The 14,781-nt window shown below is 71.1% G+C and carries 10 protein-coding genes; 9 read left to right on the forward strand and 1 reads right to left on the reverse strand.

Features of this window, described 5'->3' with window-relative positions:
* Nucleotides 1-30 precede the first annotated feature (30 nt).
* From C1N81_RS10285 to C1N81_RS10315, 7 genes are all read left to right on the forward strand, one after another.
* Nucleotides 31-1,638 (forward strand): alpha-amylase family glycosyl hydrolase, encoded by a 1,608-nt coding sequence (locus C1N81_RS10285; protein WP_394428460.1) that lies wholly within the window; start codon nucleotides 31-33, stop codon nucleotides 1,636-1,638.
* Between the two features lie 101 nt (nucleotides 1,639-1,739).
* On the forward strand, nucleotides 1,740-2,750 hold the full coding sequence (locus C1N81_RS10290; protein ID WP_394428461.1) for a LacI family DNA-binding transcriptional regulator: 1,011 nt from the start codon (nucleotides 1,740-1,742) through the stop codon (nucleotides 2,748-2,750).
* Between the two features lie 253 nt (nucleotides 2,751-3,003).
* Complete coding sequence (locus C1N81_RS10295) at nucleotides 3,004-4,422, forward strand: extracellular solute-binding protein (protein ID WP_394428462.1); 1,419 nt, start codon at nucleotides 3,004-3,006, stop codon at nucleotides 4,420-4,422.
* 54 nt (nucleotides 4,423-4,476) lie between these two features.
* Nucleotides 4,477-5,427, forward strand: a complete 951-nt coding sequence (locus C1N81_RS10300) for a carbohydrate ABC transporter permease (RefSeq protein ID WP_394428463.1) — start codon at nucleotides 4,477-4,479, stop codon at nucleotides 5,425-5,427.
* Between the two features lie 43 nt (nucleotides 5,428-5,470).
* The gene (locus tag C1N81_RS10305; protein ID WP_394437842.1) at nucleotides 5,471-6,346 is read left to right on the forward strand and encodes a carbohydrate ABC transporter permease; all 876 of its coding nucleotides are present in this window, start codon (nucleotides 5,471-5,473) and stop codon (nucleotides 6,344-6,346) included.
* 96 nt (nucleotides 6,347-6,442) lie between these two features.
* Nucleotides 6,443-8,050 carry a glycoside hydrolase family 13 protein gene (locus C1N81_RS10310; RefSeq protein WP_394428464.1) on the forward strand — a complete coding sequence of 536 codons (1,608 nt, stop codon included), beginning with the start codon at nucleotides 6,443-6,445 and terminating at the stop codon, nucleotides 8,048-8,050.
* Nucleotides 8,051-8,302: 252 nt separating this feature from the next.
* Nucleotides 8,303-9,697 carry a PP2C family protein-serine/threonine phosphatase gene (locus tag C1N81_RS10315; protein WP_394428465.1) on the forward strand — a complete coding sequence of 465 codons (1,395 nt, stop codon included), beginning with the start codon at nucleotides 8,303-8,305 and terminating at the stop codon, nucleotides 9,695-9,697.
* 7 nt (nucleotides 9,698-9,704) lie between these two features.
* On the opposite strand, the gene C1N81_RS10320 is transcribed toward C1N81_RS10315, so the two are convergent.
* Nucleotides 9,705-11,195, reverse strand: a complete 1,491-nt coding sequence (locus tag C1N81_RS10320) for a DNA-binding protein NsdB (RefSeq protein WP_394428466.1) — start codon at nucleotides 11,193-11,195, stop codon at nucleotides 9,705-9,707.
* A 234-nt stretch (nucleotides 11,196-11,429) separates the two neighbouring features.
* Here C1N81_RS10320 and C1N81_RS10325 point away from each other — a divergent pair, with 234 nt between their 5' ends.
* Nucleotides 11,430-12,581 (forward strand): aminoglycoside phosphotransferase family protein, encoded by a 1,152-nt coding sequence (locus C1N81_RS10325; protein ID WP_394428467.1) that lies wholly within the window; start codon nucleotides 11,430-11,432, stop codon nucleotides 12,579-12,581.
* Between the two features lie 220 nt (nucleotides 12,582-12,801).
* Nucleotides 12,802-14,781 carry an N-acetylmuramoyl-L-alanine amidase gene (locus C1N81_RS10330; RefSeq protein ID WP_394437844.1) on the forward strand — a complete coding sequence of 660 codons (1,980 nt, stop codon included), beginning with the start codon at nucleotides 12,802-12,804 and terminating at the stop codon, nucleotides 14,779-14,781.

A 14,781-nucleotide genomic window follows, 5' to 3' on the forward strand; every position in this document is an offset into this window, starting at 1 on the left:
CCTTTCCCGACCGAGAGGCAGCCCGCGTCCATGACTTCGTTCCGCCCCGCCCCCGCCTGGCTGTCCGACGCCGTGTTCTACCAGATCTACCCGCAGTCGTTCGCGGACTCGAACGGGGACGGGATCGGGGACTTCGGCGGCATCACCGAGCGGCTCGACCATCTGTCCTGGCTCGGGGTCGACACGGTCTGGATCAACCCGTGCTTCGCCTCCCCCTTCCGCGACGCGGGCTACGACGTCGCCGACTACTTCACGCTCGCGCCCCGCTACGGCACCGACGACGATCTGGCCGCCCTCGTGGACCTCGCCGGGCGGCGCGGCATCCGGGTCCTGCTCGACCTGGTCGCCGGGCACACCTCCGACCGGCACCCGTGGTTCCGCGCGTCCGCGGACGATCCCGGCGACCACCGCTACATCTGGAGCGCGGACGGCGTCCCCGACGGTTTCGTGCGCTCGCCCGGGTCCCGGCCCGGCGGCTACCTGCCGAACTTCTTCGACTCGCAGCCCGCCCTCAACTTCGGCTACGCGCGCGAGGACCCGGCCGAGCCCTGGCGCCTCCCGGTCGACGCCGACGGCCCGCGCGCCAACCGGGAGGCGCTGCGCGCCGTCATGGACCACTGGCTGCGGCGCGGGGTGTCCGGGTTCCGGGTCGACATGGCGGCGTCCCTGGTGAAGGACGACCCGGACAAGCGGGCCACGGCCCTGATCTGGACGGAGCTGCGGCACTGGCTCGATGGGGCCCACCCCGACGCCGTACTGCTCTCCGAGTGGGGCGATCCGCGGGTGTCGGTGCCGGCCGGGTTCCACGCCGACTTCTTCCTCCAGTTCGGCGGCCCGACGGACGGCCTGGCGATGCGCTCGCTGTGGAACAACGGGGCGGGCACACGGAACGAGGCGTGGGCGCCGCTCGACTGCTTCTTCGACGCGTCGGGGCTCGGCTCGCCCCGCCCGTTCGTCGAGGCGTGGCGCGCGGCGGACACCGCGCTCGGCGACACCGGTTTCGTCTCCCTGCCCACGTCCAACCACGACTTCTCCCGCCTCAACTGCGGCCCGCGCACGGCCGAGCAGCTCCCGGCGGCGTTCGCCTTCCAGCTGACCTGGCCCACCCTGCCCGCGATCTACTACGGCGACGAGATCGGGATGCGGTACGTGCCGGGCCTGCCCGACACCGAGGGCAGCGTCCTCGGGCCGTACTACAACCGGGCGGGTTCCCGTACGCCGATGCAGTGGGACGACGGGCCGGGGGCGGGGTTCTCCACCGCGCCCGAGGAGCGGTTCTACCTGCCGCTCGACCCGGACCCCGGGCGTCCGTCGGTCGCCGCGCAACGGGCCGACGAGGGCTCGCTGCTCCACCTCGTGCGCCGGCTCGTCCGCCTGCGCACCACCACCCCGGCGCTCGGCGCCCGCTCCCCCGTCGAGGTGCTGCACGAGGGGCATCCGTTCGTCTACCTGCGCGGGGAGCAGTTCCTCGTCGTGGTGAACCCGGCCGCGGAGCGGCGGAGCTGGGCCGCGGCCGAGCCCGGGCGCCTCGCCGGGGCGCGGCCCGTGGAGGTGTCCGGGGTGAGGGTGTCCGAGGACGGCGCGGCCGTCGAGGCGGACGGGTTCGGGTACGGCGTCCTCGCCCTGACGACGGACTGAGACATGTGGTCACGGCGGCGGCGTGCGGGACGGCCCGAACCCGTGACCGGATGTCACCATCACGCAAACTGGCCGCAATCTTTTGCGCTAATCTTGCGCACATGACGCGCAGACTTGCTCAGGTGGCGAAGAAGGTCGGAGTCAGTGAGGCCACGGTCAGCCGGGTGCTCAACAACAAACCCGGCGTCTCGGAGGCCACGCGACAAGCGGTACTCACCGCACTCGACGTACTCGGCTACGAGCGGCCGACCCAGCTGCGCGGGGAGCGCGCCCGTCTGGTCGGCCTGGTCCTGCCGGAGCTGCAGAACCCGATCTTCCCCGCCTTCGCGGAAGTGATCGGCGGCGCCCTCGCCCAGCAGGGCCTCACACCGGTCCTGTGCACCCAGACCAAGGGCGGCGTCTCCGAGGCGGACTACGTGGAGCTGCTCCTCCAGCAGCAGGTCTCCGGGGTGGTGTTCGCCGGTGGTCTGTTCGCGCAGGCGGGCGCCGAGCACGGGCACTACCAGCGCCTCGCGGAGCGCAACGTCCCGGTGGTCCTGGTCAACGCCTCCATCGAGCGGCTCGGCTTCCCGCGGGTGGCCTGTGACGACGCGGTCGCCGTCGAGCAGGCGTGGCGCCATCTGGCCTCGCTCGGCCACGAGCGGATCGGCCTCGTCCTCGGCCCCGAGGACCACATGCCCTCGCGCCGCAAGCTCACCGCGGCCCGCGCCGTCGCCCGCGCCACCGGCGGCAAACTCCCGGACGACGCCATCGAACGCGCCATGTTCTCCCTCGAGGGCGGGCACGCGGCGACGACCCGACTCCTGGAGCGCGGCATCACCGGCATCATCTGCGCCAGCGACCCGCTCGCGCTCGGCGCCGTGCGCGCCGCCCGCCGGGCCGGGCTCTCGGTGCCGCGGGACGTGTCGGTGGTCGGCTACGACGACTCGGCGTTCATGAACTGCACGGAGCCGCCGCTGACGACGGAGCGCCAGCCGATCGAGGCGATGGGGCGTGCCGCGGTCGAACTCCTCGTGGCACAGATCCAGGGCGGCGCCGTGCCGGCGGGCGAGCTGCTCTTCGAGCCCGAGCTGGTGGTGCGGGGGTCGACGGCGCCGCCGCCCGCCGGGTGATGGCGCGATCAAGCGCAACCCGACGCAAGAACCGGACGCCACGGGTCCGCCGTACGACGGCGGGCCCGTGACGCGTACCGAGGGCTGACTTCAACCTGTTCATTTTTTGCGGAGTACGCGCGACATCTTGCGGAGATCCGTCGACGGTGCTTGAGTGTGGCACGCCCCCGGCACGCACCTCCCCGTGCAGCCAGTGCCGTGGGCCTCCACGTTCCTGCCTGCATCAGGCTCAGGCCCGAAGGGGACTCAACCGATGAGAAGCACCACCTGGTCACGTCCAGTACGCCGCACGTCCGCGGTCGCCGTCGCCACCGCCCTCGCCCTGGGCTCGCTCGCCGCTTGCGGCACCAGCAGCAGCTCCGACGACGGCGGTTCGGGCGGCACCGGGTCGAAGGCCGACATCAGCGCACCGCTCGACCCGAAGACCAAGGTCACGCTGACCATCGACTGTATGCCACCGAAGAACAAGGCGGCGGAGCTGAAGGAGTGGAAGGAGGACGTCGAGGAGTTCAACAAGAAGTACCCGAACGTCACGATCGACGGTAAGTCGACCGCGGGCCAGTGCGAGGAGCCGGCCCGGTTCACCGCCGCCCTCAAGGCGAAGTCGCAGCCCGACGTCTTCTACACCTACTTCACCGACCTCCAGCAGGTCCTGGACAACAACGGCGCCGAGGACATCACGGCGTACGTCACCCCCAAGACCGTTCCGGCGATCGACTCCATCGACCCGAACGTGATGAACGCCCTGAAGAAGGACGGCAAGCTCTACGGCCTGCCGACCAGCAACTACACCATGGGCCTGCTCATCAACCGCAAGCTGTTCAAGCAGGCCGGGCTCGACCCCAACAAGCCGCCGACGACCTGGGACGAGGTCCGCACCGCGGCCAAGAAGATAGCCGGGCTCGGCAACGGCATCGCCGGGTACGGCGAGTACAGCGCGGAGAACACCGGCGGCTGGCACTTCGCGGCGGCCCAGTACAGCCTCGGCGGCGACATGGTCACGGCCGACGGCAAGAAGGCCGCGTTCAACGACGCCACCGGCAAGCAGGTCGTCCAGCAGCTGCACGACATGCGCTGGACCGATGACAGCATGGGCAAGACGCAGCTGCTCAAGTGGGGCGACCTGCAGAAGCAGATCGCCTCCGACAAGCTCGGCATGTTCCTCGCCGCGCCCGACGACGTGACGTACATGGTCCAGCAGCTCGGCGCCGAGTACGAGAACTTCGGCATGGGGCCGATCCCCGGCGGCAAGGCGACGCTGTTCGGCGGCAACGACTACATGATCAAGAAGGGCTCGTCGCCCGACAAGATCAAGGCGGCCATCGCCTGGCTGAACTTCAAGACGCTCACCCCCGGCAAGGGCCAGTTCCAGTGGGAGCGCACGAAGGCCGACAAGCTGCCCGTCGGCCTGCCGCAGCCCAACTTCTTCACCGGTGACATCAAGGCGCAGGACCTCAAGTCCCGTACCGACAACGCCACCATGCCCGTCGAGAACTTCAAGGCGTTCATGGACAACCCGGTGCCCGGCAAGGCCGAGCCGCCGAAGGCGCAGGAGATCTACAAGGTTCTCGACAACGTCATGTCGGGCGTCCTCACCAACAAGAACGCCGACGTCGACAAGCTCCTGTCCACCGCCGAGCAGCAGGTCAACCAGGTGCTGGCCAACCAGTAGGAGCCCGACCACCAGGCTCTCGCCCCACCGGTACCTGTGATCCGAGGAGTGACCATGTCGGCCCCGACGCTGCCCGCGAAGTCCCAGCAGGCCGCACCGCCCGCCAAGCGCCAACTCAGCACCCCGAGCGGTTCGCTGGCGCGCGCCGTGAGACGCAATCTGACCGCTCACGGCTTCCTGATCGGCGCGGTGCTCTGCTTCTCCTTCTTCTCCTGGTATCCCATGGTCAGGGAGTTCGTCCTGGCCTTCCAGAAGACGAAGGACGGCCGCACCACCTGGGCCGGCTGGTCCAACCTCACGTACGTCTTCAACGACCCGGCCTTCGGGCAGGCCTGGCGCAACACCCTGCTCTACACCGCGCTCGCCCTGGTCCTCGGCTTCGCCGTCCCGTTCTTCGTGGCGGTCCTGCTCAACGAGTTCCGGCACGGCCAGGGCTATCTGCGGATGCTCGTCTACCTGCCGGTGATGCTCCCGCCGGTCGCCTCTGTCCTGCTCTTCAAGTACTTCTACGACCCCGGCTACGGCCTCTTCAACCGCATCCTCGGGATCTTCGGCATCCCCGAACAGCAATGGCTGCAATCCACCGACACCGCGATGCTCTCCGTCGTCATCGCGGCGACGTGGATGAACATGGGCGGCGCCACCCTCATCTACCTCGCCTCGCTCCAGGGCATCCCCGGCGAGCTGTACGAGGCGGCGGAGCTGGACGGCGCGGGCCTGTGGCGCAAGATCTGGCACGTGACGATCCCGCAGACGCGGCTGATCCTCTCGCTGATGTTCCTCATGCAGATCATCGCGACGATGCAGGTCTTCACCGAGCCGTTCCTGCTGACCAACGGCGCGGGCCCGGAGGGCTCCACCACCACCGTCGTCTACCTCATCTACCAGTACGCCTTCAACTTCAACAACTACGGCGGCGCGGCGGCCCTCGGCCTCCTCCTGCTCGTCCTGCTCGCGGCCTTCTCCGCGGTGTACGTCCGCCTCAGCCGTTCGCAGGACGACTGAGCGTCGAAGGAGTTGGGATCTCACCGACATGGCTACCGACACGATGCGCCCCCGCACCCTGATCTCGCCGGCCCAGCTCGGCCGGCGCCGCGGGAGGATTCTCTACTGGACCGTCTTCGGCGTGACGATGGGCCTCTTCACGCTGGTCTTCCTCGGCCCGCTGTACTGGATGGTCACCGGCGGCCTCAAGACCACCGCGGAGATCGTCCAGTCCCCGCCGACCCTTGTCCCGCACAGCTCGCACCCCGGCAACTACAAGGACGCCTGGCAGGTCATGGACCTGGCCAAGCTCCTCTTCAACACCCTCTACTACGCGTTCGGCGCGCTCGCCTTCCAGCTCGTCCTGGACGTCGCCGCCGCGTACTCCCTCTCCAAACTCCGGCCGGTCTTCGGCAACGTCGTCCTCGGCATGATGCTGGCGACGCTGATGATCCCGGCGACCGTCCTCGTCGTCCCGCAGTACCTGACCGTGCTCGACGTGCCGATCTTCGAGCGGAACCTCCTCAACAGCCCGTGGGCGATCTGGCTGCCGTCCGTCACCAACGCGTTCAACATCTTCCTGCTCAAGCGGTTCTTCGACTCGATCCCGCAGGAACTCCTCGACGCGGCCTCCATCGACGGCGCCTCCCCCATGCGCACCCTGCGCTCCATCGTGCTGCCGATCTCCCGGCCGATCCTCGGCGTCGTCTCCATCTTCGCGGTGGTCGGCGTGTGGAAGGACTTCCTCTGGCCGATGCTGACGCTGCCCGACCCGGCCAAGCAGACCCTGAACGTCGGGATCTACTCGCTGTCCAACGGCGTCCCGCAGAACCAGCTGATCGCCGCCCTCACCATCGCCTCGGTGCCGACGCTGATCCTCTTCCTGCTCTTCCAGCGCAACATCATGGGCGGCCTGACCGCCGGCGGCCTCAAAGGCTGATCCCGGCCCGCCCGCACTGCCCACTCTCTGTCGTGTGCCGCCGCGTACCCCCGCACCGGGGCGCGGCGCGCACCGCCCTGCCCGAAAGGACCCCTCGTGGCCGACGACTGGTGGCGTTCCGCAGCCATCTATCAGGTGTACGTCCGCAGCTTCGCCGACGGTGACGGCGACGGGACGGGAGACCTCGCCGGGGTCAGAGCACGCCTGCCCTACCTGGCCGAACTCGGCGTCGACGCCATCTGGTTCACACCGTGGTACCGCTCCCCCCTCGCCGACGGCGGCTACGACGTCGCCGACTACCGTGTGATCGACCCGGCGTTCGGCACCCTCGCCGAGGCCGAGAAGCTGATCGCGGAGGCCCGGGACCTGGGCATCCGCACCATCGTCGACATCGTGCCCAACCACGTCTCCGACCAGCACCCTTGGTTCCGGGCGGCGCTCGCGGCGGGCCCCGGCAGCCCCGAGCGGGAGCTGTTCCACTTCCGGCCGGGCCGCGGTGAGAACGGCGAGCTGCCGCCCAACAACTGGCCCTCGCAGTTCTCCGGCGAGACCTGGACCCGGGTGCCCGACGGCGAGTGGTACCTGCACCTGTTCACCGCCCAGCAGCCGGACCTCAACTGGGCGCACCCGGCCGTGCGCCAGGAGCACGAGGACGTGCTCAGGTTCTGGTTCCAGCGCGGCGCGGCCGGCGTCCGCATCGACTCCGCCGCCCTCCTCGCCAAGGACCCGGCCCTCGCCGACGCCGCCGACGGCGACGAGACCGGGTACGTGGACCGCGACGAGCTCCACGACATCTACCGCTCCTGGCGCGCCGTCGCCGACGAGTACGACGGCGTCCTGATCGGCGAGCTGTGGGTGCCCGACCCCGAGCGGTTCGCCCGCTACCTGCGCCCCGACGAGCTGCACACCGCCTTCAACTTCGACTTCATGTCCCGCTCCTGGGACGCGGCCGAGCTGCGGGCCTCCATCGACAACACCCTCGCCTACCACGCGCCGGTCGGCGCGCCCGCGACCTGGGTCCTGTGCAACCACGACGTGACCCGCACCGTCACCCGCTACGGCCGCGAGGACACCCGTTTCGACTTCGCGGCCAAGCGGTTCGGCACCCCGACGGACCTCAGCCGCGGCCTGCGCCGCGCCCGCGCCGCCGCCCTGCTCTCGCTCGCCCTGCCGGGCTCCGTATACCTGTACCAGGGTGAGGAGCTGGGCCTGCCCGAGGTGGAGGTGGCGCGCGACCGCATCGAGGACCCGATGCACTTCCGCTCCGGCGGCGTCGACCCGGGGCGCGACGGGTGCCGGGTGCCGCTGCCGTGGGCCGCGCGAGGAGTGTCATGCGGCTTCGGGAACGCGGGCGAGCCGTGGCTGCCGCAGCCGGACGACTGGGGCACGTACTCCGTCGAGAACCAGGACGCGGACCCCGCCTCGATGCTGGCGCTGTACCGCGCGGCGCTGCGGCTGCGCGCCGCCGAGCCGGGGTTCGGGGGCCTGGACCTGACCTGGCTCCCCGCCCCCGACGGCGCACTGGCGTTCGCCCGCGAGGACGGCCTTGTCTGCGTCGTGAATCTCGGCGCCGCCGAGCCGGTGCAACTGCCGTCGTACGAGCGGCTGTTGCTGTCGAGCGACGCCCTCGACGCGGACGGCCGTTTGCCGAGCGACACCGCGGTGTGGCTCCGCACGGCTCCCCGGGCGACTTCGCAGGCGTAGCCTTCCCTACGTCGTTCGATCTCCCGCGCCTCGGCGCACGGTCGAACACGTCTACGCCGCTTCCTACGCCCCTCCCGGCCGTCAGTTCGACTGCGGCGGCCGGGAGGGGCGTTCCGAAGGACAACGACATATGCCAGAAGCACCACCGCATCGTGTATGGCGAAATGCCTTACGGGGCGACGCGGCCTGTGCCACAGTCGTAGACGGTCCTCCCGTTCGCCGTGGCCCTCGGCGCCTGCATCGGAGTTCGTCATGTCTCCCCATGTCTTCGCGGACCGCCCCACCGGCCAGCCGCCGGAGCGTGGCACGGTCGACGCGCTGATCTCGCAGACGCGTCGGCTGCTCGGTGACGTCGACGCGGTGCGCCGTGAGACCCCGGGCCCCGTCGACGGCGAGGCGGACGCCGAGTTCCGCTGGCAGCGCGCCCTGTACGAGCTGGCGGTGCACCAACTCAGCGATCTGGACCGGCACTTGGCCCAGCTGCGCGAGGGCCCCGCGCTCCGGCCCGCCCCCGACGAGCGGCGGCACGGCTCCCTGGTCGACCGGGTCGGCAGCGCCGAGTGGAACCTGCTGACCGACGAGGTCACCTGGTCCGACGAGCTGTACGGAATCCTCGGCCGCGACCGGTCCGCCCCCGCCCTGACCCTCGACGAGCTGCCGGCGCTCGTGCACCGCGACGACCAGCCGCGACTGACCGCGATGGTCACGGACTGCCTCATCGACGGCAAGTCGATCGACGGGCAGTTCCGCGTCGTGCGCCCGGACGGTTCCGCGCGCACGGTGCACATGATGGGCGAGCCCGTGCTCGACGCCGACGGCTCGACCGCCTCGATGTGGGCGGTCGTGCGCGACGTCAGCGCACTGCGCCGCAGCCAGCGCGCGGTGAGCGAGACCCGTGACTCGCTCCAGCGCCAGCGGCACATCGCGCAGACCGAGCACCGGCTCGCGGTCGAGCTGCAGGAAGCCGTGCTGCCGCCGTGGCGTGGCTCCCTGCGGCTCCCGCACGGACTCGACGTGGCCGCCCGCTACCTCCCCTCCCCCGTCGGCGGCCTCGTCGGCGGCGACTGGTACGACGTCCTCGAACTACCGGACCAGCAGGCCCTGTTGTCCGTCGGCGATCTCTCCGGGCACGGCGTCGCCGCCGCCTCGGGCATGGCGACGCTGCTCGGCACGGTCCGCGGCATGGCGGTCTGCGGCACCGCCCCGGACGAGATCCTCGCCCGGCTCAACCACCTCCTCCTCGCTTCCCCGGGCCCCTCCCTGGCCAGCGCCCTGTGCTGCCGGTACGACCCGGCGGCCCGCACACTGGCGTGGGCGCAGGCGGGACACCCCGCCCCGCTGCTCTTCCGTGACGGGTCGGGGCGTGCGCTCACGCCGCCCGAAGGCGCGCTCCTCGGAGCAGCCTCCGGCGCCCGCTACGGGCACGCGGGCGCGACACTGCGCCCCGGTGACGTCCTGCTCCTGCACACCGCCGGACTCGTACCCCAGCACAACGGGGACATCGCCGCGGAACGACTGCTCGCGCTCGCGCCCGAACTGGCCACGGCCCCCAGCGCACAGGCGTGCGTGGACGTGGTCGTGGACGAGCTGGGCACGGGTGAGCGTGAGGACGACGCCTGCGTCCTGGTCGCCCGGATCGGCCGCTGAGAACGCTTCAGGCCCGGGCTCGCCTCACCGACGGCTTCGACGGCTTCGGCAGGGCCAGTTTGATCTCCGTACGCAGGTCCTCGATCTTCGGATAGCCGGCGAACTGGCCGGTGAGCCGGTACATCTCACGCAGCCGGTCCCAGGTGCGATGGGACGAGTTCGACCCCATCGACGACAGGGCGAGGCGCGCGTACCGGTCCGCCTGTTCGGGGTCGTCGGCGATGAAGCAGGCCGACGCCATGGACAGATGGTCGAAGATCTTCGAGCGGTCACGGCCGCCCGCGCGGAGCGCGAGGGCCTCCTTGGCGTGGCGTTGCGCGATGATCGCGGCGCCCGGTTCGTGCTCGGCGAGGGTGCGGTAGGCGAGGGCCTGCATACCGTGCAGGTCCGCCTCGTCGAACATCTGCATCCAGGTCGGCGGCGCCACGTCGCCCCGGTCGGAGACGAAGAGGTCCTCCGCCTCGCCGAGGGTGCGGCGCATGGCCTGGCCCTTGCCGAGCGACGCCTGTGCCCAGGCCTCGATCGTGTAGAGCATGGCCTTGGTGCGGGGCAGCACCTCGTCGCCCGAGCCGGACTTGGCGAGCTTCATCAGGTCGAGCGCCTCGTCGGGGGCGCCCAGGTGGATCTTCTGGCGGGCGGCCCGGGAGAGGGCTTCGCCCGCTCTCGGCCGGTCGCCGCCCTCGCGCGCGGCATGCGCGGCGATGACGAAGTACTTCTGGGCCGTGGGTTCGAGGCCGACGTCGTGGGACATCCAGCCCGCGAGGACGGCGAGGTTGGCGGCGACGCCCCACAGGCGCCGCTGCAGATGGACAGGGTGTCGGTAGGAGAGCATCCCGCCGACCTCGTTGAGCTGGCCGACGACCGCCTTGCGCTGCAACCCGCCGCCGCGGGATGCGTCCCAGGCCCGGAACACCTCGACCGAGCGCTCCAGCTCCTCGATCTCCTGCGACCCGATGGGGGCGGCCTCGTAGCGGTCGAACCCAGCGGGGTCGGCGTGCAGGGGATCGTGGGAGACAGGGGCGTCGGCCGCGAGGACCGGGTCGGTGTGCAGCCAGTCGTGCATGGCGCTGCTGAGTGCGGAACCTGCGGCGAGCGCGGCACCCGCGCCCACCAAGCCGCGTCGGTTGAGCATGAGGTCCATTCCCGTGAATTCGGTGAGGACCGCGGCTGTCCGCTCGGGCGCCCAAGGCACTCCGTCGGGGCCCTGTTGCTCCGGGCCCTGCCGTCTTCCTGCGCGCCCGCGTCGGACGAGACCGAGATCCTCGATGGTCACGACACGGCCGAGTCGCTCGGTGAACAGCGCCGCCAGCACCCGCGGTACGGGATCGCGCGGGATCTCTCCCATGTCGATCCAGCGCCGCACCCGCGAGGTGTCCGTCGCCAGCTGGGGGTGGCCCATGGCCGCCGCCTGCCGGTTGACGAGCCGCGCGAGTTCGCCCTTGGACCAGCCGGCCAGGCCGAACAGGTCACTCAGGCGGGTGTTGGGTTGTCCGTTCACGTGAGCCCCCAGGTTCTCGGCTGCAATCGACAGTAGCCCTCTGTCAGTTGCTGAGCGACTATTCGCCAGGGTTCGCCAGGGTGCGCCAGCTGTTGGGCTCCTGCCCCTGGGGTGTCAGGTAGGAATGCGCCACCCCGACCCGGTCGACGCAGGGGCATTCCCCAGGGTGTACCGGTCGGCCGGGCCGGGGCAGCGCACGCAACTCGTCGGCACGCGAAGGGATCTGTCTCGCCCATGTACGCAGCATCGTCCTCCGTGTCCGCTCCGCCCCGGTCGCCCCGTCCCCTCCGTCCGGTGGTGCCCGGCAGCGGCCCGTACCTCGACCCCGCGCGGCCCGCGGGCCCGGCGCTCGGTGGCGTCGGCCGACCGCGTCGCGCCCCGGGGCTCGGCACACCACCGCTCAGCGGGAGACTCGACTTGTCCGGCCCCCAGGGCGCCCAGTTGCGCACGGCGATCGCCACCGTGCACCGGATCTGCCCGGAGTTCCATCCGGTCCAGGTGCTGCGGCGCAGCCCCCGCTCCGTCCTGCTCGTCGGAACGACCGGGCGCAGCACCGCCGTGGCCAAGTGTTTACTGGACCACTCCCCTGCGTGGGCCGCGCGGGTCAGGCACGAAATAGCCGCATACCGCTCGTTCGTCCGACACCGGCCGCCGGTGCGGGTGCCGCGTCTCATCGCGGCGGACCCGGACAACGGCACGCTGGTGATCGAGCGGATGCCCGGCCGGGTGGCGGCCCTGCAGCGCCACCCGGCCGAGGCTCCGCCCCGGGCGGACATCCGCGCCACGCTCGGCGCGATCTGCCGGCTCAACCAGTGGCGGCCCCCGGCGGGCACGTTCGACGCGCCCCTGGACTACGCGGAGCGGATCAACAAGTTCCACGATCTGGGTCTGCTGACCGACCGTGACATGGGCGACCTGCAAAAACTGCTGCACGGCATCGCCCACACGGCGGGCCGCGGCGGCATGGGCCAGTTCTGTCACGGCGACGCCCTGCTCTCCAACATCCTGCTCTCGCCCGCCGGTCCTGTGCTCGTGGACTGGGAGCACGCGGGCTGGTACCTGCCGGGATACGACCTGGCGACGCTGTGGGCGGTCCTCGGTGACGCCCCGGTGGCGCGCCGGCAGATCAGCCAGCTCGCGCAGTCCGGCGGCCCCGCCTCGCGCGATGCGTTCCTGGTCAATCTGATGCTGATCCTGACCAGGGAGATCCGTACGTACGAGACGGCCGTGCAGCGTTCGCTGCGCGAGCAGACCCCGGCGGCACCGGGACCGGCCCACCCCGGTGCTGCGCCGTCCGGCGAGGAGCAGCGGTTGTTGCTGCGCCGCCTGCACGACGACTGCAACATGGCCCGCAAAGCGGTCCGCGCGGCGGTCGGCACTCGCTGACGGGGACGTGGTTCCGCGGCGCGCCGGAGAGAGTGGCGCACCGCGGATCTTCGTCGTTCCGGGGCCGGACACGCACCGGCCCAACTTCCCGCCTCTCCCTGTGCATTGGTCTACTCCGGTGACGCGTCGCAGGCGGCGTTCCGGCGCCCCTGGGATGATTGACTGTTCGGTGGTGAGCCGATACCACTGGTGCGACCACCAGCGCTTCCAGGAGGCACCGTTGCACCGGTCCACCCGTTCCACCTCCGGCAGACGTCCCCGTACGGCGGTCCGGGCGGCGGGCACGCTCGCCACCGCGGCCCTGCTCCTTCCGCTGCTCGGCGCGGCACCGCCCGGGGCGGCGGGGAACGACACGCAGGCCGGGCTGCAAGGGGCGTTCGCCGCGGCGGCGGCCGAGTACCGGGTGCCGCAGAGCGTGCTGCTCGGCGTCTCGTACCTGCAGTCGCGGTGGGACGCGCACGACGGCGCGCCGAGTGTGACCGGCGGCTACGGCCCCATGCACCTCACCGACGCGCGCACCGCGATCGCGGACACCCTCGCGCACGACCACGCGGAGGGCGACGCGCGCGGCGACGACTCCCGCGACCCGCTCAAGGCCTCCCGGGCCGTGCCGCTCGACAACCAACTCCCGCTCCGACTGCGGACACTGCCGCGCGCCGCCGAGCTGACGGGGCTGCCCGCCGAGCGGCTGCGCAGCGACTCCGCGGCCAATGTGCGCGGTGGTGCCGCGCTGCTGGCCGCCGCGCAGAAGCGCCTCGGCAAGCCGCTGAGCGACACCCCGGCCGACTGGTACGGGGCGGTCGCCGCGTTCTCCGGCGCCGACGACAAGGCGACCGCGGCCACGTACGCCAACGATGTCTTCGCGGTGATCCGCGACGGCGAGCGGCGCACGACGGACGACGGTCAGCGGGTGACGCTCGCCGCCGATCCGGGGGCGAAGCCGCAGGCCGCGCAGTTGGAGTCCATGGGCCTGCGCCGCACGGACGCCTCGGAGACCGAGTGCCCGCGGACGGTGTCGTGCGAGTGGATCCCGGCGCCGTACGAGGAGTTCGGCGACGGCGACTACGGCAACCACGACCTGGCGGACCGGCCCAACGACCAGAGCATCGACTACATCGTCATCCATGACACGGAGGCGACGTGGGAGCAGACGCTCAAGCTGGTCCAGGACCCGACCTACCTGGCCTGGCACTACTCGCTGCGCTCGACCGACGGGCACATCGTGCAGTCCATCAAGGCGAAGGACGTCGGCTGGCACGCGGGCAACTGGTACGTGAACGCCAAGTCGATCGGCCTGGAGCACGAAGGTTTCCTCGCGCAGCCCGACTCCTGGTACACGGAGGAGATGTACCGCTCCTCGGCGCGCCTGGTGCGCTACCTGTCCAAGAAGTACGACATCCCGCTGGACCGGCAGCACATCCTCGGCCATGACACGGTGCCGGGCCCGACGGCGTCGACCATCCCCTCGATGCACACCGACCCCGGCCCGTACTGGGACTGGGCGCACTACTTCGCGCTGATGGGCAAGCCCTTCCACCCGTCGGCGGGGCCGCGCGGCGGGGCTGTCACCATTCGGCCCGACTTCGCGGCGAACCAGCCGGAGTTCACCGGCTGCACGAAGGCGGGCGAGCCGTGCGCGCCGCACGGCTCCAGCGCGGTGCGCGTCTACACGGCGCCGAGCGAGGACGCGCCGCTCGTCAAGGACATCGGGCTGCGGCCGGGCGGCCAGGAGTCGACGATCGACGTGAACGACATGGCGTCACGGGTGTCGACGGGCCAGCAGTACGCGGTCGCCGACCGTCAGGGCGACTGGACGGCGATCTGGTACCTCGGCCAGAAGGCGTGGTTCAAGAACCCGCGCAAGCAGCCGACCGCCGTCGACGCCAAGGCGCTCGTCGTCACGCCGAAGGAGGGCACGAGCGAGATCCCGGTGTACGGGCGGGCCTACCCGGAGGCGTCCGCGTACCCGGCCGGGATGACGCCGCAGGCGATCTCCCCACTGCCCTACAAGCTCCTCGCCGGGCAGCGCTATGTGAGCGGCGGGCGGATCACGGGTGAGTACTTCTACTCCCCCACGTTCGACACGTCGACGCACAAGGTGGTCAAGGGCAAGGACGTGTACTACGAGATCCAGTTCGCGCACCGGGTCGCGTACGTGCGGGCGGCGGACGTCCAGGTGGTGTCGTCGAAGGTGTCGTGA

It is taken from the genome of Streptomyces sp. SGAir0957, assembly GCF_043523415.1.

Bases quoted from the DNA above. Each gene is read 5' to 3' on its own strand.
- C1N81_RS10285 (WP_394428460.1), top strand. From the start codon at position 31: ATGACTTCGTTCCGCCCCGCCCCCGCCTGGCTGTCCGACGCCGTGTTC.
- C1N81_RS10290 (WP_394428461.1), top strand. From the start codon at position 1,740: ATGACGCGCAGACTTGCTCAGGTGGCGAAGAAGGTCGGAGTCAGTGAG.
- C1N81_RS10295 (WP_394428462.1), top strand. From the start codon at position 3,004: ATGAGAAGCACCACCTGGTCACGTCCAGTACGCCGCACGTCCGCGGTC.
- C1N81_RS10300 (WP_394428463.1), top strand. From the start codon at position 4,477: ATGTCGGCCCCGACGCTGCCCGCGAAGTCCCAGCAGGCCGCACCGCCC.
- C1N81_RS10305 (WP_394437842.1), top strand. From the start codon at position 5,471: ATGCGCCCCCGCACCCTGATCTCGCCGGCCCAGCTCGGCCGGCGCCGC.
- C1N81_RS10315 (WP_394428465.1), top strand. From the start codon at position 8,303: ATGTCTCCCCATGTCTTCGCGGACCGCCCCACCGGCCAGCCGCCGGAG.
- C1N81_RS10325 (WP_394428467.1), top strand. From the start codon at position 11,430: ATGTACGCAGCATCGTCCTCCGTGTCCGCTCCGCCCCGGTCGCCCCGT.